Raw genomic sequence first — 19,951 nt, 5'->3', positions numbered from 1 at the left:
TTAATAATATGCATTAATCAATGCTACAACTCATCACTAAAGCTCAGCGTTATTCCATCTTCATCGTTATAGCCCAAAATGACATACTGTGATTTCTCTGCATTGGCTTGGCGTAAAAGAAGTTGTTGGCTAAGAATAGGGAGGATTTGTTGATTAAGCAGACTATCGATATTTCGAGCGCCAGTGTCTGGTAATAAACAGGCATCAACAATGGTATCGTAGAGCGTTTCTTCGACAATACCGGTTAATCGATAGTGGGTATAAAGCCGTTTAATGACACTCTTTAACTTCATTTCAACAATGGTACGTAATGCAATGGCATCAAGAGGGCGATAGATTAATGTTTGGAAGCGTGCCAGTAATGCAGGTTGGAAATGTTCACGTAAAATAGGGCGAAGTGTTTCTTGTAAATCGCTATCTGTACTTAATGGTGACTCTTCCAGTTGTTGCATTAAATAATCACTGCCTAAATTTGCAGTCATTAAAATAACGGTATTTCGAAAATCAATTTCTCGACCCTCACCATCACGCATAAAGCCTCTATCAAATACTTGATAGAAAAGATTGAGAACATCACGATGGGCTTTTTCAACTTCATCTAATAACACAATGCTATAAGGGCGTTTTCTTACAGCTTCAGTTAATACACCACCTTGACCGTATCCAACATAACCTGGAGGCGAGCCTTTTAATTGGCTGACAGTATGTGCTTCCTGATATTCAGACATATTGATAGTGATTAAAGACTTTTGACCACCAAATAAGCATTCGGCTAACGCAAGCGCAGTTTCTGTTTTACCGACACCACTTGGACCCACTAATAAAAATACGCCATGAGGGCCATTTTCAGACACTAATCCTGTTCTGGATGCACGTAAACGTTGGGCTAACGCGAGTAAGGCACTGTCTTGACCAACGACATATTTTGATAAGTTACTTTCTAGCTCTAACAGGCCAATTTGTTCATCTTTAAGTAGGCTTGAAAGCGGAACGCCAGTCCAATCAGCAATAACAGTTGCTACCGTACGAACATCAACATCGGGATTTAATAATGGAGCGTCTTGTTGTAACTGAATAAGTTGTTGCTGAAGTTGTGCTGAAAGCTCTGCATTTTCAGGATCTCGACGACTTTCAATTAACTCATAGATAATCTTTTTTTCTTGTTCAAATCGTTGTTTTAATGTTTCGAGTTGAATAGCAAGCTGGGCATCTTGAGTAGATAAATCGGGTAGTTTGATTTGATTCGCTAAATTACCAATAGTGATATCATCAAAAATCGCTTTTTGTTCTAATTCAAAAGCATAACGTTTGGCTTTAATGCGGGTGAGTTCTTCTGGTAAGGTATCTAAACTCATCCGAATACGCGCACTGGCAGTATCAAGTAAATCAACGGCTTTATCTGGAAGTTGGCGACCTGTTAAATAACGGCGAGATAAGGTGACGGCTGCTTTTACTGCATCATCGGTAATATGTACACCATGATATTTAGCATAACGGGATTTAAGTCCTCGTAACATTAAAAAAGCTTTTTCATCATCCGGCTCGTCAACTTTTACGATTTGGAAACGACGTTCTAATGCCGCATCACGTTCAAAATATTGTTTGTATTCTGACCAAGTGGTTGCTGCGATGGTACGTAATTCACCACGTGCTAATGCTGGTTTTAATAAATTAGCGGCATCGGCACCACCGGCTTGGTTACCTGCACCAATAATGGTATGAGCTTCATCGATAAAAAGCAGTATTGGCGTGGGTGATTGTTGAACGGCATCAATAACATTTTTTAGTCGTTGTTCAAATTCACCTTTTACGCCAGCTCCTGCTTGTAATAAACCTAAATCGAGGGTGCGTAATGAGGTGGTTTGTAAGCTGATCGGGACATTTTTTTCAGCAATACGTAATGCTAATCCTTCAACCAGTGCGGTTTTACCGACACCTGGTTCACCAACAAGAATAGGGTTGTTTTTACGCCGACGAGAGAGAATATCAACCATTTGGCGAATTTCGTCATCTCGACCAAATACGGGATCAATTTCACCAAGGCGCGCTTTTTCTGTTACATCAAGAGTGAATTTATTTAAGACAGCAAGAAGGGCATCACTTAATGTATCGCCAATAATGGCACTATCTGCTGTTGAAGATGTTGTGGTAGCTTCATTATTTGGCGCAAGCGGGGTTTTAGGTAAATGATTATAAGAAGCTAGTTGCTGAACTTCAGGCCTTTCATCAGATTGAGCATCAAGTAGAGGTCTTAATCGTTGTAGTTGTGTCTCCCCCAATGTCATTAAAGGCCAGAGTGCATCAAGTTGAATTAATGCTGGCTGTTTTGTCATGGTATGCAAGAGATGTACACTGCGAATGTGTTCTATATCTTCATCAAGAGATGCAATAACCCAAGCATTTTTGATTAATTCTAGTAAGGGCTTGGATAATTGAGGTCGGCTATGTATAGAGCGAGGTAATTTATCAATTGCATCAAGTAAGCTTTGCCAAAGTGCCGTTAAATCCCATTCATAACGACGGGCTAATACAGTAATGTCACTTTCACCGAGTTCGAGAATTTTTAATAACCAGTGTTCAATAGTCACTTCTGCATGGGCACGGGTTTGGCATAATGAGGCCGCAGCTTCCAGCGCTTTTGCACAATAAGGATTTAAGCGACGTAATAGCATGACAGATTGATTTTCCATATTTTTTCCCAGTATTGAAGTTCCTATTGAGAGGGTTTAGGTACGCTACCGCCCTTAGCCATAGACCGAGGCTCATAAGGTCATTTCTTACTCGTCATATTTCAAGTTGTAGCGTTGTTGACTGCACTCACTCGCACTAGTCACATACTTATGTATGCTCCTAGTGACTCATTCATTTGTCGCCTAGCTACACCTTGAACTATTTAGAGTATTACTCGTCGTGCTTTGAACTATTTAGACGTACTTTGAGCTATTCAGAGTATTGCTAGTCGTGCTTTGAACTATTTAGGGTGTAATTAGGTAATGGTGTTTTAATTTAAATATTTTTAAAAACAGGCGGTTAACCGCCTGTTTATTTCAGCGTTACGCAGTAGCGCGTTCATTCCATGAATCTGAATGAATGATATTTCCGTCTTTGTAAGTCCAAGTGATTTTTTCGTAACGCAATTCAACTTCTTCAAGGTGATTGTGTTTCTCTTTGGTTGGATCTTTGATGTTGTGCATTTTAGGAGCCACTTTTACGACTTTGACGTTTTCAAGTGTGGTGTTGAAATATTCAACTTCTTGACCTGCGTCATCGATGCGATACCACTTAAATTCCGCCTTTTTCAAGGTTTGTCCCGTTGTAACTGCCTTGTATAAATACGGACTAGAGGCATCGATTTCTTTAACGAAGATAAATGGAGTATGGATACGTGTACCGGTTAATTTGCCAGTATTGTTATCTGTTGGAATGTACAAGTTGTGATCTTGAGCGACGACTTCAATACTGCCTTCACGATCTTGAACATTCACAGAGCCTTTGATATCAGCATTACCGTCATCTTTTAACCAGAGGTATACAGGAATAGCCATAATTACATCTCCTTTCTAAGGTTTAGTTGCCACCATCCTTCAGTGGCGTAAGGTCATCAGCTAATACCTGACAAGCATCGGCTTGAGGTATCAGGCGAATTTCAACTCGACGATTACGGGCACGCCCGCCGAGTGTTGAGTTATCTGCAACAGGTTGATGTTGACCATATCCTTGCACTGCAAAGCAAGATGGTGCGATATCACTGGTTTTGATCATCCAGTCGCGTACAGCTTCAGCTCTTTTGAGCGAGAGTTTTTGGTTTAAATCAGAGTTACCGGTATTGTCGGTATATCCTGAAATGACAATTAACCAACCCGGCTTCGCTTTGATATTGATAAGTGCATCAACAAGGACTTTGGTGGCTTCATTTTTTAATTCATATTGACCAGAAGCAAAGAGAGCAAGGCTATCTAAAGTCACCATTTCAGGGACTTCTTGTACGATAATGGGAGCTGGTGGCAGTGGTGGGGACCATGAACTGAGTAAAGCATGCAAGTAAGGCAATATATTATTACCTTGGTATAACGCTAAAGAGTAGCGAGCAGGAATACCTTCTCGTTGCCAATGGGAGAGGAAAGCTGCATCTGAAAGTAACTGTTTATAAGCTACTTTTTTAGGCTCTAAGTTTTCATCGGTAAAACTTTTAAAGTGATGAATATCATTACCTATATCATAAATTAGCTGTTTGTTATGATGATAACTTCCTGATATTGCTCCAATAAGAAATAATCCACAGATCATGCCAACAACACCAAAGGTGGTTTCTATTTGCAGTAAGTTGACATCGTGGGTGAATTTATTAATCAGGAGATCAGGTAATGGCAATTCTTCACTTTGATTGGGTGCTTTAGTAATAGATGGAAATAATGTAGTTTTATGATGAATAAATTGAGCCCAGCAGCTATTTGAAACTGTGGATACAGTAGTGAATTGTATTGCCCAAGCTACAGGAATAAGGCTTGGAGCACCAGATTGAGCAACTGTAAGCAGGGGAATAAACGTATTTTTTAACCAAGCAAGTAATTGATCAATCCAGAGTGCCATAGTGAGTTGATGTTCAACGTGCTTAGTATTTTGTGATAACCATCTTGAAATAGGCTGTGTTGCTAAGTTATCAGAAACAACGAGTAATTCTTGCTGATCTTTTAAATGAATGATCCAGGGTGTAGTGTCATCAAGATGTGAGTTTAGATAATCAATGGGTGAATTAAGATAGAGAGTCACCCAAAATGGCAGTGATTTACCCGCTTTCTTATTACATTCATTAATAGCTCTACGCCAATTTAGTGTCTCTTGGGTAACTTCCTCTATGTGTGATAGTTGTTCCGGTAAGAGAGAATATAACAGTGATAAACGGTTAAATTGAGTAGGTGAAACATCACTAATATGCTGAGTAATGTTAATCAAATCAATTGGTGATGACGCACAGATATACCAGCCTTTAGCTGTTTCTCTATAAGTTTGATTTTCTTCAAAAAGAGCTTGTGATTGACCACAAACAATAACAACATCACCTTGGTAATTTTCAGGAGGAAGTTGGTTTGTTTGAGTATCTTTAAGATAAGGTATGCTTTTTTGTTGTCGGAGAAACCAAATACATAAAGAGAGTGTGACGATACAAATAAACGCCGTCAGGAAAAAAGAGATCTCTTTACCAAAAGACCCAAATCCCCAAATTAACCATAATAGTAAGCTTGCTGAAAACAATGTAACACACTGTTTTATTCTATTTTTTTGCATCACTGTCCTTGAATTACCCATTGTTGAAGTAAATGTTCTAATGACACAGAAAAGCCCCACCACAATGCTGCAATCACGATAAATCCGCCTAACCACCCTAACCAATATAGGTGGCGACGATTCATTCGGTTTTTGGGTTTCATTACTAAAGGTAAATCACTTGATAGGGCATAAGTGGGAAGTTGGGTATTAAGTAACTCAATTATTTGCTCCCGCTCTGGAGCATCGGTTTGGCGATATTTGCCGACAAAACCAAGCGTAATAACACGATGAAAACAAATAAGCACATCATGATTTGGTGCTGGTTCATTTAATAGATTACGCAATCTATCCCAAAGTTTATCTCCTGCTTCTAACGTATTGAAATATTTTGCTTGTAATGGAGATTGTATCCACTGTAAGTAACCATCATCACGAGTGGTTCTATTCATCACGCTTTCATCAATTAAAGCACATTGTGCGTAGAGCATGTTTTCAATGGCGGATGGTGAGTAACCTTTTTCAGTAAGATTTTGGCGTGTTTTGTCAATATGTTCGCAAACGCGTCGATAAAACGTTTTGCCATCAGAGATTTCGGCGCCTTGGCGTAACTGACATACCATTAACCAAGTATCAGCAAAAAGGCTATCAATCAGGTTATTTTTAATTGTTCTTGAATGAGTCATCATGAGCGAAGTACCGCAAAAAGTTCGAGTTGAATTTCACCTAATGTTCCTGGTACATAAAAGGCGCAATGACCTGAAGACAGCATGGCTTGGCCCGCTGAATTATTGAGTTCAAGAGCAAAATAGTGGTTTTCTAAACGTAGAGGGATAGCGGCAGGAACATGCGTTAATGGTTGTAATGGAATACCGTTAAGTGCCACGTTAACGACACTGGCAACGTCGTCATTACTACCTGCTTTACAAAGCAATGGAAATTGAGTGATTAGCAAGTGAGCAGGTAATGCAGAACGTACTGAAAGATAGAAATCTGCATCTTCACGTAAGCGAGGATCATGCAATTCACCTCGCCAAAAAGGTCCTTCTTTATCAAGTACAATACTAATTACCCGAGAAGGTAAGCTTGCTTCTAATAAAGTGTTAAGTAAATTAAATAACGGTGGAAAAACCTGTTCAGGAAAAGCGTGTTGATAAAGGGGAATATCACCATTTTCATGATCGAGTGAAAATGTCAGTAGTGCCCCTGCTAAACGAACTAATTCTCGATAAAGAAGTTCAGGGTGGCGACTCATTGATGATAATAATTCACTTAATACTGGTTCGGCACTATTAATGGCATTCAATAACCAAAAGAGTGACACATCAGCAACAGCAAAATCAGCCATTTGCTCATTATTTTCTCTGCGCATCGTCATTAAGCGGCGGCGTTTCGCTACTAAACGATGCATAAACTCTGAAAATAAAGTAGTTAATTCAGCGCTTGCATTACAACTGAGCAACGGAGGAATAAAGTGTTGATCGAGTTCCCATGCGCCTTGAGTGTTACGAATTAACCGAGCAACAGGGCAAGTCATATAAGCACTGTTTTCTTCATGAGCATAGCGTAAAGTAATACTGTGGCGTAATACGGCAATATCCGTTTGTTCTTGACCAATTAAATCTTGGACTTTCATCCACTCCTGATAGAATTGTTGCGGTCTATCAGAGCGACCTTCTTGCATTAGATTGCCACCATTGGCTTGCAATAAAGGTAGAGCTAATACGATATCAAGTGTTTGATGTTGGGAATAATGGCTGAGTTCATTGACTGGCGGTAAATTATCAGCAAGTGTCGTATCGATCAGAGTTCCATCAGGAAAACGCACAATTAATTTTTGTGCGCTAAGGCGTGAAATAGTTAAAGCACTTTCATCAAATTCAGCACAAATCACGCCCCATGTTGATGCTATCGTCATATTGGCGATAGTGCTAATGAGATAGCTATCCCATCGTGCTTGTTGTTGAAATTGCTGAGGAGCCAAAAAGGCCCCATCACTCCAGAGGGGGCGGTATATTTTCATCCGTGCTTCACCTTATGCTTTCGCTTTTGGCATTTGAGATACTAACGAGAGATCTACATCCATTCCTTCTACTTGGAAGTGAGGAACGGCATACAGTTTCACTCTGAAAAATCCTGGATTATCTTCAATATCTTCTACAACGACTTTGGCATCACGAAGTGGGTGAGAAGCTTGTAAATCATCACTTGGGTCAGTCATTTCAGTGACTAAGCTACGAACCCAATTATTTAATTCGAGTTCTAATAAGCGACGATCTTTCGTAGTACCAATATTTTCACGCTGAATTAATTTCAGATAATGTGCGATGCGTGAAAGGAGAAAAATATAAGGTAAACGCGCATTGATACGACTGTTTGCTGTTGCATCAGCGGTATCATAAATCGCGGGTTTCTGCGCAGAATTTGCAGAGAAGAAACAAGAATAATCGCGGTTTTTGTAGTAAGACAATGGAATAAAACCGAGGTTAGCAAACTCAAATTCTCGTGTTTCAGGGATCATCACTTCAGATGGAATTTTTACCTGACTTCCTGTTCCTAAATCATAAAGATGAATAGGTAAATCTTTTACCGCTCCGCCAGCCTGAGGGCCTCGAATTTGAACACACCAACCGTTATTAATGAAGCTTTTCACCATATTGGCGGCAAAAGCAAAGGTTGCATTTGTCCACAAATATTTCTCATGATCTGGGCCTTTTACTTCTTCAATATAATTAAAACTACGTACAGGAACGGTATCTGGGCCATAAGGAAGGCGACCTAAAACACGAGGCATTGTTAAGCCAATATAGCGGGCATCGTCAGAGTCGCGGAAAGATTTCCATTTGATGTATTCAGCACGGTCAAAATAGTTGCTGATATCTTTTATGGCGGCGACTTCTTCCATAGAGTCTTTACCAAAAAATGCAGGGCCAACAGAGCCAACAAATGGCATATGTGCGGACGCTGAAATTTTTGCAATATTACGTAATAACGCAATATCTTGTGGGCTACGATCAAACTCATAATTAGAGACAATGGCTGCAATAGGTTCACCACCAGGAGTATCATACTCTTCGATATAAGTATGGTGATAAAGACCACTTTGAATAGTTTCAGGGCAATCTTCAAAATCTTGGCGTAAATCGTCTTTAGCTACATCGAGTAATTCGATTTTCACATTTTGGCGAAAATCAGTGCGATCCACTAAGAATTTTAGTCCACGCCATGCTGATTCTATTTTTTGGAAATCAGCATGATGCATGACTTCATCAAGTTGTTCGCTAATTTGTCTATCTAAATCTGCAATATGGTGATCGAGTAGATTTCTATCTAAACGTTCAACCTTTTGGCCTGAAGATTTCAGCCGTTCGAGAAAAACTTGAACCGCAACTGTAACGCGTTCATTTGCAGTTGTATCAGCCAGAGCACTATTGTCTTGGAAGATATTAATATCGCTCACCTGAGAAACGGGGGTGAGATTGATTTTCTCAAAGAGAGAGGCGTAAACACCGCTATTGGTCGGTTCATCAAGTACAGTTGTTGTACTCTTTGAAATACTTTCGCTATTCACTGACATAAGCATAATCCTGTAATGATAAAACCCAATTAATCTTTTTTCGGAGCGAGTTGAGAGAGTTCTTCGCGTAATTCATCACTTAATGCAGGATCTTTAAGGATATTTTCGAGTTCACGGCGAAAAGTGATGTTATCGAGGAGGTTAGATTTCAAGTCACGCAAGAGATTACGCATTGCTAGCATGGCGCGAAGTTGCGGTATTTGGCGAGCAACTTGTTCTGGCTCAAAATCAGCCATTTCTTTAAATGACAGATTAATATTTTCTTCGTTGCCATCATTCGTTAATGTATTTTTTACGGTAAGACTGATCGATGGGGAAAATTCAGTAAGAACACTATTGAAATTATTTTTATTAATATTGACCTTCTCTCTTTCTGAAAGAACACGTTTATCTTTTCCGTTACTGTAGTCACCAATGGCCAATAGTTTTAAAGGTAATTCAACTTTTTTCTGTGCACCACCTGTGTGTAAGTCGAGTTTTATATTTACCCGCGCTTTAGGAACTTCATTTTGAAAACTATCTGACATAATAAAATCCTTGTATTAAAACGAATAAAGGATCTCTTGAGAGTGGTCATAATAAGTAAATTCACTACCAAGAAATTTAACTTAAGGTATGGTTGTTTATATTAAATAATTTTAAATAAATCAATTTATCTTAATGAATTTAAGAGGTATCTCTAAAAAATAAAATGTAACAATAAAAATGAGTAAATACTTTATTGGTTTTATATTTCTATTATCATTTTAATTTTAAATTATTATATAGTCTTTATTGATTAACTTTTTATTTTATTCTGTTATGGGTTGTAAAGAACACCGTTACTCAGTATTTGTACATAGAATATATGTTTAATAATTTACTCTGTATATTATAACATTTTATTTAGTTTCATTTGGTTAGTAATTGAAAGTGGAGAAACAAGAATGTAAGTTAAGTCATGAAGAGATATGAGCTAAATCACTTTGGATCTAATTGGTCAGACATTAATTAGTAATGAAAAAAACATTGAGGGGAGTGGTAGTTATGCGTATGTCGATAATGATACTCTATGGGATATAGAGGATAATGACAGCATATTACATGATATTTAGCTATTTTCTGTTCATAGGCATTATTATCAAACAGAAGAAAAAATACGTGAAGGCACAGCCTAAACAATAATAAGATTCAAGATTATTTATCTTAAAATCTATAACGAAAGCATTAAACAGATAAAACTGTTTTTGATATAACTCCCCCAATAACAGAGTTAGTTATTATTAGGGGGTACTTTGGGTAATGTCAGTCTTAGTAAGCCCTAAGGTATCTCTTCTTGATTTAACTCTATTTGCAAAACTCATATTTTCTCCTGATAAAAATAATACAGCTATATCTGTTAAATATTAATTATAAAAGAGGTTAAGCTAACAAATAATAATTTATAAGGAGTAATTTATAGGCCAATAAATATATATTTAATTATTTTTGTAGTTTGATAACAACAGTTATTTATTATTAAGTTACTATTATTAATAATAATGTCTTTATTATTATTAATGCCTAAAATATAAGATGTTGGTTTTTTTAATGATAAAAGAGGGTGAGTATTATGTAGAGATAATTGAAATTATATCAAGTTGTCATATGTCTGATAAAAATATTTTTATAGGAATGAAAATATTTTATCTATCTTAATTGAAAATCTAATTATTTAAATTTTTATTTAAATAATATAGTTGTCCTGTTTATAAAATAAAGGAATATTATGAAACTTATTGATGGATTAAAAACAGAATTAAAAGGTTTCTTCAATGAAACATCAGAAAATAATTATGTGAAGATTTTTGATACTCCTCATGTATGGGGAATGCCATTTGGTAAAGAAATTATGCCAAAAGCGATAGAACGTGAGGCTGAGTTTGAACAGGCTATTACATCTATCTTAGATAAAATGTTGTATCGCTGTGATATTTCATCGCTTAATGCTCCTGATGAGGAGTGGCGTAAAATTATTCTTGCTGCAATTGATAAATCTTTTTCTGAAAAGAAAGGGCGTAAAGAACGTACGCAAATTCGATTTTTATTTGCACAAACACCAACCGTTTTATTAAACGGTGTGAAATATTATTTTAGTGGAACACCTGAATATCTGGCATTGAAAAAAGATCTTATTGAATTGATTAAAGAGCGTGGGAAATATTGGGAATGTATTCCAGATATTTGGATTGGTCGCTTTTATCGTATTATTGATGGCTTAAAAGTTTCTTTAGAAAAAAAAGTGCTACCAGAAGATTTTATTTCTGAATTAGATACACGAATGACATGGAATCATACAAAGATTATTGCTGTCGATGGTAGTGAAGCTTTTGTTGGTGGTCATAATTTAAATATGGATCTTTTTAAAAGCTATCCACCGGTTCATGATGTTTCAGTTAAAGTTATTGGTGAGTCTGCACTTCATTCACAGCTATTTTTAAATAATATGTGGGATGTGGGTAAGGATTTAATTACAAAAGAATATTTTGATAGTAAAAAAAATGAATGGGTTGCTAAAAAAGCAAGTTATCACATTGCCGATCCATTAACGAAAAAAAGTATTCTAAAAGAAATTAAAAAGATAAATGAAGAAAACTTAGCTAAATCGCCGGACGAAGGCTTTTTTAAAACTGACCGTATTTTTTCAGTAGGAAAATATTGGGAAGGGGCTGATATGCGCACTGATTATAAGAAAGGTTCCGAAAAAATGAAGGAATACCTTATAAAAAATGCGAAGAAAAAAATTCGTATGTCTCAGCAAGATGTTGTGAGCGCATGGAAGAAAAAATGGAAAGATCACCCAGTTTGCCATTGGATCATTGAAGCGTTATTAAAAAATCCAGAATTAGAAGTTGAAATTGTCGTTTCACCATTAGATGCAGCTGCGGGCGCGAATGGCGATCAATATTCATTTGGCTCTGGTGCACAAAGAACATTTGAATTATTTAAATATTATCTGACACATGATATCGAGACCGATACTGTTATTTCTGATCCCGATAAAATTCGTGAGTCAGCACTACGTCGTATTAAAATTGCACCATTCTTTTTTACCGATAAAGTACCAAAAGCACTACAAACGGAAGGTAAAACTTATAAATGGTCTGATGCAGATGAATCATCTTATACAGCCACACTAAAAGAAGCGCCACTGAGCGAAGATCCCCCTAAAAAAGGTGATATTGGACATCCGTTCTGGTCATTGGTTAATGCGAGTGGTATTTATCCTAAAGTTGCGCCAGCACCAGGGAATCATGCAAAAGTGACTATTATCGATGATGAATTGTATATTGTTGGTTCAGATAATATGTACCCAGGATATTTGTCAGAATTTAACTATCTTGTTGAAGGTGAAGAGGCTGTTAGCACCTTTATTAAAGAGTATTGGGATAAATTGTGGCACTACTCTGAGCCTCATGCATTTAAACAAAAATAATTTTTGTATACTGATTTATCATTATTAAAAATGAAAATATAAAGGGGAGTAAATCCCCTTTATATCGTTAATAATAATTAAGTTAGCTATTTTAGGTAATCTAACGGCCAGTGTTTGAAATAAATATGATTAGCTTGCCAGTCTACTTTTTCTGTATTGTCGCTTAATAAATGGCGAGCTACAGTAAACGCAAATTCAAAACTTACACCTAATCCTTTTGCACTGATAAATTTTCCATCGACAACGACATCTTGATCAAGATAATTGCCATCTTCATATTTATCAGCCAATTTATCACCTGTACTGTAGTTACGGCCTTCAAGAAGATGATGTGCAGCTAATACTTTTGCCCCAGAAGAGCATAGCGCACAAATGTATTTATCTTCAGCAATATGGCGTTTAATAAATTGAATAACTTGTTCGTTAGCACATAAACGATCGGTACCTTTAGGACCACCAGGCATCATTATTGCGTCATAATTGTGTGTTAGCTTTTCTGTTAATAGAAAATCCGCACTGATTTTAGTTTCAAAATAAGTATTTAATACTAACGTATCCATGCAAGAAAGCACATCAACATGAATATCAAGACGGCGCATGATATCAATAAAAACAACGGCTTCACCTTCTTCGAACCCGTCTGCTAATAAAACGGCAACCTGTTTCATTTTATTTATCCTTTATTGATATTTAGTAATGAATGGATACTTTGAATCTGATTAACAATGGTTTGCTTATCTTGTTTATCAATCGCTTTGGTAGTTGCAATCCAACTACCGCCACATGCCACCACTTGTGGAATAGCGAGATAATCATTGACATTATTTAAGCTAATGCCACCAGTTGGCATAAATTGCACTTGTGCGTAAGGTGCCGCAAGTGCTTTTAGCATTTTTACACCGCCAGAGGCTTCTGCTGGGAAGAATTTAACTAAAGTTAGGCCTCTTTCAAGGGCAACTTCTATCTGGCTTGGATTGTTAATTCCCGGCACAATGTCGATTCCATTATTCAGGCAATAATCAACTGTATTTGGGTTATAACCTGGAGAAATGACGAAGCTTGCTCCTGCTTCTTTTGCCATATCTGCTTGTTGTGCCGTTAATACTGTTCCCGCGCATAAAATAAGCTCAGGAAAATGCTCATGCATTAGCTTAATAGCTTTAGCTGCCACAGGTGTACGAAAAGTGATTTCAGCAACAGGTAATTGATTTTGGGTTAGAATTTCACCCAGCCAGATTGCATCTTCAGCGCGATTAATTTGGATCACGGGGATCACTTTCAGTGAGGAAAGTGTATCAACAATTGACTGTGTCATGGTTATCCTTGATTAATGTATAGAATGAATCGGTGACTTTATGAGGGATGATGGCGCCGTGATGTTGAATAACGAGCCCAGCTAATGTATTTCCCCATAAACAGCAAGTTGGTAAGTGATTGTTTTGTAGCCAAGCGGCAATAAAACCAGCATTAAACGAGTCGCCCGCAGCGGTAGTATCAACAACAGAATCAATCGGTTTTGGAGCGATATAGCCCGTATCTATGCCATCAGACCAGAAAGCACCATGAGCACCGAGTTTAACAATCACGTTTTGATTACCCCATTGATGAAGGCGTTGTGCAATGCTTTGTTCTGTCAAAATGGGTTGTTGCCAAAGCATTTTTTCATCATCACCCGTAACTAAAGCGATATCGCTAAGCCTGTACAGTTTTTCAAACCACTCTTGCGCATGAGGTATTGAATCCCATAAACGAGGTCGATAATTTGAATCCACAATTAAGGTGATCCCACGCTGTTTAAGGTGGATTAATTGTGTGAGTAGAGACTCTTTCCCTTTCGGCGTTAAAATAGCAAGAGAAATTCCGCTGAGGTAAATCACACTATTATTAGGTAGTGCATTGAGGTGTGTTGTAAAACGGCTATCTGCTGCAATATAACGTGCGGCCGCATCATTACGCCAATAATGAAAACTACGTTCACCGCAAGGATCAATTTCAATGGCATATAGGCCGGGAAGTTTTTCAGGAATAGTAATAACAGATTGGCAGTTAATTCCTTCTTCTTCCCATGCTTTTTTCATTAAGGTACTGTAAGTATCAGCGCCTAAACCCGTTATATAGCGAGGATGTAATGAAGGCTCTAGTCGTGATAAATACAGCGCGGTGTTGAGCGTATCACCCCCAAAGCGCTGTTGTTGCGGTAGAAAAGGTTGACCACTGAGTTCAATCATACATTCGCCAATAATGGCGACAGTTCTATTTGTTTTCACAGTTTCCCATCACTTTTACAGACACGAATTTTATCTGCAACCACCGCTTTCATTGCGGCTTTGCCCGGTACAAGGTAATGGCGAGGATCACTTGCATCAGGGTTATCTAAAAAGTACTGCTTAATCGCGTTGGAAAAAGCAATTTTTAGTTCAGTTGCAACATTGACCTTGCAAATACCTAAATCAATACAACGGCGTACATCATCATCAGGGATCCCTGATGCACCATGGAGAACTAACGGAATATCAGTCTTTTGGCGGATAATTTCTAAACGATCAAAATCAAGATGAGGTTCATGTTTATACATGCCATGTGCGGTGCCGATTGCCACGGCTAATGAATCAATGCCAGTTGCTTTAATAAATTGTACTGCCGAATCAGGATCGGTGAATAGGGCATCTTTAGCATCAACGATAAGATCATCTTCCTGTCCACCAAGGCGACCTAATTCAGCCTCTACCGTGCAATCCCAATGATGGCAGAAGTTAACAACTTCTTTGACGATACGAATGTTTTCTTCAAAATGAAAATGAGAGGCATCGATCATGGCTGATCGCACGCCTGAAGTGACTTTATGGCAAATATCAGGAATGTCTTCATGATGATCTAAATGTAGTGCAACGGGAATTCGGTATTGTTCTGCGGCTTGCTGGCAAATAGAGATCAAATAATCACTACCTGCATAAGCAAACGTACTTGGTGTACCTGCTAAAATAACGGGGGATGCCATTTCAGCAGCCGTTTCCATCACAACTTGGATAGTTTCCAAGTTGTGAATATTAAAAGCAGGCACAGCATAATTTTCACGCTGTGCTTTATTGAGCATATTACGAGTAGAAACCAGATACATGTTTGCCTCTCATCTTTCGTTTAATTACGAATTATAATAAACGAAAGAAATAGAAAGGTAAAAGATCTAAATCACATTTTTATTCCCTTCGCACTGAAAGCAAATGAAAGGTGATTAGAAAAAATGTGCCATTTTCGAGCTATAACTGGTGATCCCTTTGCGTAATAAATTATTTTTCGGTCGTCTAGACTGTCCTATCACGGTTTCCGCGACTTTTTGTGCTAAGGTTTGTTTTTCTAAACGGCGAGTTAATGGGGTTTGCTGAGTCGTATAATCTTCGCAAAAAATGACGGTTACCTCTTGTGTTGCTTTCACTCCAGTTACTAAAGCTTGAATTGCAGGAATTTCGAAACGAAAGTTATCTTTTTCTATGGGTAAAGGAAGTGAAGGTGTTTGCCATAAATTGATTCGATCGGCACAATAAAGCGCGATAATGACGGCACGTAATGACCAAAAACTACTAGCAGGACCGCTGTAGTTATCAACTAAACGGGGATCGTGATTAAATAAACCTTGAGTTGGCGCACCGTTTTTTAATGCGCCTTGAGAAATAAAATAACGTAGGCTACTTTCAAAGGCGCGTTTTGCCTCGCCTACTTTGACTGAAGGGCAATGCAAATCGACACCCGCTAATAATGGCACAGAAACCGCAAGGCGGTAGCAGGCGCTACGACCAAAAAAAGGAATACCTTTTGGGGTCATAAAATAAAGGTAATGTTGATTAAAGGTGTTAAGTGATTGAGTAATAAATGCCGTATCGAATTGAGGGTCAATTTGTGCTAACCAATACAGTGAATAGTAAAAACCCCACGCATTGTAGTAATCATAATTACCTTTTGCACCATCTCGAAACCATCCATTACCAACATAAAATTCTTTTAATCGTTCATAACGCCAATGGGTAATCGTGTCTTTTCCTGTGAGTGCTTTAATCACAAACTGGACGGTAAGAGGGAAGAAATGCCAATTATTATCAACAATTTCACAGTGATTAACTTGTTCAAACCAAACAATAATTTGTTGTTGTGTAGCAGGTGTTAATGTATCCCAAACCCATTCACGGCTTATCCAGAGTGTGAGCGCTAAATCCGCTGCCTCACAAATTCTTTGATCGTAATTTTCAAGTTTTCCCCAATAGCCTTTATGAAGCGGATCAGTGCCATGAATAAAACTTTGTTTGATCATTAATGGTAAATTAAATGCTTGCTGATTTAATCCCATTAAGGTGCTTTTTTTGCTACTGACAATCCATGCTGCTAATAAAGGAAGAACTCGACTCACTCCTTCAAGGGCATCTGTTCTGGCGGTTTGTTGTCCAGGACTGCCGGGATAATAAGCATGGGAGTAACCCCAGACTTGATAATGATGAAAAGCTTGAGTGACATACTGTGTCAACATTTCGCATAAAGAGAAAAGTGACTGATTTTCATCATTAAAAAAGTGAGTGATCGTTTTGTCATAGCGACGATAAGCTGATTTTCTGACTAATCGTCGAATGATATTTTCCTTAAATAAGCGTTGATAGATTTCTACGTTTGGGTGCTCATAAGGGAGTTTTGGACGTGCTGAAGATGCAATTTTAATAGCCATTTTCGTATCTCAGAAAAAAGACGCATCCTTGCGAAACAAAACGGAAGTTGAATATTAAGGTTTTGCAGAATCCACTAATATTTGATAGTGATCTTGTCCCCAAAGAACGGGCTTTGGCTTATCTTTGATCCACTGGTAATACGCATTTTTTAGCTCTGTCACTTTTTGTGGATTTTGTTTAGCAAGATCGATTGATTCAGCCGGATCGTTTTTATCGTTAAAAAGTTGAGGCTGATTTTTCCCGTCATCATAAAAATAGAGTGCCCATTCACCGTCACGCACAGCCCAAGCACCTTTAGAGAGCTTTTCTAAATTAGGATTTGTAGGCGGTGTTTTACGTTGATAGGTTATCCATTGGTGATATCCGTGCCAAAACTCTTGGTTTTCTTCACTGTAATGTTTAGTGCCAGGACCTGCCCAATAAAGATAGTTGTGAGGGGATTTTGTTGTTTCACCTTTGAGTAAAGGCATGATGTTTTTCCCTTCAATATTTAGGTTGTCAGGAATAGCAATACCTGCTGTTTGTAGCGCAGTCGGTAAAATATCAAGTGCGGAGATCATCTCATCACTTTTTGTACCAGCTGAAATAGTGCCAGGTTGATAAGCAATAAAAGGTACTCTGACCCCACCATTAAACATTTGTCCTTTAAAGCCTCTATCCATTGCATTCATTGGCATTGGTGATTCATTAACTGCGCCATTGTCGGATAAGAAAAAGATAAGTGTATTTTCTAATTCACCATTTGCTTTTAATTTTGCAATTATTTGACCAATGCCTTCATCGGCTGCATTTAAGGCAGCAAAGTATTTATCTGCTTCAACATTGCCAGTATCAAATTTCTCCATATATTTAGCGGGTGAGGCTTGTTCTAACGGAATATGAGGAACGCTATAGGAGAGATTAATAAAGAATGGTTTATCTTTGTGCTCATCAATAAATTTTAAGGTCTCATCCGTTAACAGATGCGTGGTATAACCTGGCGCGGGAACATTGACACCATTACGCCAAAATGCAGGTGAATTCCATAAAGCCACACCCGATGCGTAATAGCTAAAGTCATAATCAAAACCTCGTTCATGGGGCGCGTAACCTACTTCTGGTGTTGAGATCATGTTGTCGTGATAATCACGAGTTTGCTTACTTTCATTAATTTTCGGTTTGTGGATCACTTTTGCATTGTGCCATTTTCCAATACTGGCTGTGGCATAGCCATTTTCTTGAAAAAGTGAAGGCAATAGTTTGATATCTTTAGGAATACCTAAAATAGCATCATCATTGCTATAAGTACCAAAGCTTGCAGGAGAACGCCCCGTAAAAATACCAGCTCGTGATGGTCCACAAACAGGATGAGCAACAAATGCATTGGTCATTTTGGCACCATTTGTAGCCATTTGACTGACATTTGGCATTGCAATGCGTGCAGCTTCAACCATCTTATTGATATCGCCTTCATAACGCGACGGTGTTGGTCTTTGTGCTAATTCATCGGCATTTAAGGTATCCAGTACAAAATCAAGTTGCCCTGTACCTAAATCATCCATCACTATCAGCAAAATATTCGGCTTTTCAGGTGTACCACCTGCATTGGCAGTGATTGGAATACTTAAACATGACGTAGCAATCAGCCCAGCGAGTAAGCTTTTTTTAACAGAAGGTAAGATCACGGATTGTCTCCAGAATAAACAAGATAAAATAAAAAGAGTTACTTTAAGTAGTTTTTTTTCATCGCAGGAAGTGCATCACTAGCAAGGCCCCCACGTGAAATAGCTTGTTGCATTAATTGCATGCCTATCGCGGTATGGTGAAATATTTTTTTATAAGAGCGACATAGGTAGTTATGGCGATATTTTTCGCCTTCAATAGTAATAATGCGATGTTTAGGGCAACCGCCATAACATAAGCTTTGCACTTCACACTGTTTGCAAAGGCTTGTTTGTTTATCATATTTATTTTGGCCAAAGCGCTGTTGCTGTTTTGATGTGACTATATGAGCAAGGCTGTTTTGATGAATATTGCCCAAATTATTGGCGGGATAGACATAGTGATCACAAGAGTAAACATCGCCATTGGCTTCAATGATCAATGCTTGACCACAGGTTTTAGATTGAATACAGGTTGATGCAGGATATCCCATCCATGTGCCTAATAAACTATCAAATAAGCGGATATATATTTTCCCGATATCGCCTTGCCGTACCCATTCATCAAATACTTCAGCCATAAATTGTCCATAGCCTTCTGCTGGAACAGAAAAAGGCGCTAATTGTGCATTAGGGCCCGGTGCATAATGTCCTCCATGAGTATGAGGAAAGCGTCTATCGACTTCGACGATGGGAATAAATTGAAAGAAAGTAGAACCTAATTCTTTTAAGGCTTGATAAGTTTCTTTTCCTTTATTCCAGTTTTGGTCATTAACGACAGTGAGTGTATTAAATTCGACGCCATATTCATTGAGTAATTTAATTGCACGTTTTACTCGTTCAAAAGTAGGGCTTCCATTGACAGAAATACGATATTTATCATGAACAGCTTCAATACCATCAATTGAAACGCCTAATAGAAAATGATTATCAGCAAAGAATTGTGCCCATTGGCGATTAATGGCAATTGCATTGGTTTGTACACTATTTGTAATTGTCTTACCGTTAGCAAATTGTTTTTGGTATTTGACAACTTGTTCAAAGAAAGCCAATCCTGCAAGTGTTGGCTCTCCACCTTGCCAAGAAAAATCAACCTGATCACCGCTGTGTGATTGAATATAATCTTTAATATAACGACGAAGCACACCATCTGGCATTACGGTATGGCCTGTTTCTTTTTTTTCATCTGGAAAAATATTTTCTTTTTCCAGATAAAAGCAGTATTCACACTTAATATTACAGTGGTAGCTTGTAGGTTTTGCCATCATATGAAAATAAGCAGGTTGATTTAATGCCATTAGTCATT

15 protein-coding genes are annotated in these 19,951 nt (G+C 37.9%); 1 reads left to right on the top strand and 14 read right to left on the bottom strand.

Features of this window, described 5'->3' with window-relative positions:
• Nucleotides 1-23: 23 nt before the first annotated feature.
• The 7 genes from tssH to tssB form a co-directional block, all read right to left on the bottom strand.
• Entirely contained in the window at nt 24-2,690 is a 2,667-nt protein-coding gene (gene tssH, locus GTH24_RS14515; RefSeq protein WP_164526566.1) for a type VI secretion system ATPase TssH, read from the bottom strand.
• Nucleotides 2,691-3,053: 363 nt separating this feature from the next.
• Nucleotides 3,054-3,545 (bottom strand): Hcp family type VI secretion system effector, encoded by a 492-nt coding sequence (locus GTH24_RS14510; protein WP_023583757.1) that lies wholly within the window; start codon nt 3,543-3,545, stop codon nt 3,054-3,056.
• 22 nt (nt 3,546-3,567) lie between these two features.
• Nucleotides 3,568-5,286, bottom strand: coding sequence for an OmpA family protein (locus tag GTH24_RS14505; RefSeq protein ID WP_241253969.1), 1,719 nt, complete (start codon nt 5,284-5,286; stop codon nt 3,568-3,570).
• Nucleotides 5,286-5,954 carry a type VI secretion system protein TssL, short form gene (gene tssL / locus GTH24_RS14500; RefSeq protein WP_072069333.1) on the bottom strand — a complete coding sequence of 223 codons (669 nt, stop codon included), beginning with the start codon at nt 5,952-5,954 and terminating at the stop codon, nt 5,286-5,288. Before tssL ends, GTH24_RS14505 begins: the two co-directional genes overlap by 1 nt.
• Entirely contained in the window at nt 5,951-7,288 is a 1,338-nt protein-coding gene (gene tssK / locus GTH24_RS14495; protein WP_072069332.1) for a type VI secretion system baseplate subunit TssK, read from the bottom strand. Before tssK ends, tssL begins: the two co-directional genes overlap by 4 nt.
• Nucleotides 7,289-7,300: 12 nt before the next feature.
• Entirely contained in the window at nt 7,301-8,848 is a 1,548-nt protein-coding gene (gene tssC / locus GTH24_RS14490; RefSeq protein ID WP_072069331.1) for a type VI secretion system contractile sheath large subunit, read from the bottom strand.
• Between the two features lie 23 nt (nt 8,849-8,871).
• Nucleotides 8,872-9,369: a type VI secretion system contractile sheath small subunit gene (gene tssB / locus GTH24_RS14485; protein ID WP_072069330.1), complete on the bottom strand. Its 498-nt coding sequence runs from the start codon at nt 9,367-9,369 to the stop codon at nt 8,872-8,874.
• A 1,220-nt stretch (nt 9,370-10,589) separates the two neighbouring features.
• Here tssB and GTH24_RS14480 point away from each other — a divergent pair.
• Nucleotides 10,590-12,296 (top strand): phospholipase, encoded by a 1,707-nt coding sequence (locus GTH24_RS14480; protein ID WP_164526565.1) that lies wholly within the window; start codon nt 10,590-10,592, stop codon nt 12,294-12,296.
• Nucleotides 12,297-12,382: 86 nt separating this feature from the next.
• Here the strand turns inward: GTH24_RS14480 and GTH24_RS14475 are convergent, their stop codons facing one another.
• The 7 genes from GTH24_RS14475 to GTH24_RS14445 all read right to left on the bottom strand — a co-directional run bounded on the left by GTH24_RS14475 (nt 12,383) and on the right by GTH24_RS14445 (nt 19,943).
• Nucleotides 12,383-12,964 (bottom strand): DJ-1/PfpI family protein, encoded by a 582-nt coding sequence (locus tag GTH24_RS14475; protein WP_072069327.1) that lies wholly within the window; start codon nt 12,962-12,964, stop codon nt 12,383-12,385.
• Between the two features lie 5 nt (nt 12,965-12,969).
• Entirely contained in the window at nt 12,970-13,611 is a 642-nt protein-coding gene (locus GTH24_RS14470) for a bifunctional 4-hydroxy-2-oxoglutarate aldolase/2-dehydro-3-deoxy-phosphogluconate aldolase (protein ID WP_164526564.1), read from the bottom strand.
• Entirely contained in the window at nt 13,592-14,563 is a 972-nt protein-coding gene (locus tag GTH24_RS14465; RefSeq protein ID WP_115350713.1) for a sugar kinase, read from the bottom strand. Before GTH24_RS14465 ends, GTH24_RS14470 begins: the two co-directional genes overlap by 20 nt.
• Nucleotides 14,560-15,414: a tagatose bisphosphate family class II aldolase gene (locus GTH24_RS14460; protein WP_072069325.1), complete on the bottom strand. Its 855-nt coding sequence runs from the start codon at nt 15,412-15,414 to the stop codon at nt 14,560-14,562. The genes GTH24_RS14465 and GTH24_RS14460 overlap by 4 nt, the downstream gene beginning before the upstream one ends.
• A gap of 114 nt (nt 15,415-15,528) precedes the next feature.
• The gene (locus GTH24_RS14455; protein WP_115350712.1) at nt 15,529-17,004 is read right to left on the bottom strand and encodes a DUF2264 domain-containing protein; all 1,476 of its coding nucleotides are present in this window, start codon (nt 17,002-17,004) and stop codon (nt 15,529-15,531) included.
• A gap of 54 nt (nt 17,005-17,058) precedes the next feature.
• On the bottom strand, nt 17,059-18,669 hold the full coding sequence (locus tag GTH24_RS14450) for a sulfatase family protein (RefSeq protein ID WP_164526563.1): 1,611 nt from the start codon (nt 18,667-18,669) through the stop codon (nt 17,059-17,061).
• Between the two features lie 38 nt (nt 18,670-18,707).
• Nucleotides 18,708-19,943 carry an anaerobic sulfatase maturase gene (locus GTH24_RS14445; protein WP_164526562.1) on the bottom strand — a complete coding sequence of 412 codons (1,236 nt, stop codon included), beginning with the start codon at nt 19,941-19,943 and terminating at the stop codon, nt 18,708-18,710.
• Nucleotides 19,944-19,951 lie beyond the last annotated feature (8 nt).

The organism is Proteus vulgaris, assembly GCF_011045815.1.
Taxonomy (GTDB): Bacteria; Pseudomonadota; Gammaproteobacteria; order Enterobacterales; family Enterobacteriaceae; genus Proteus; species Proteus vulgaris_B.
The sequence above is the reverse complement of the archived record's forward strand: the minus strand, read 5'-3'. Positions and strand labels throughout refer to the sequence as shown.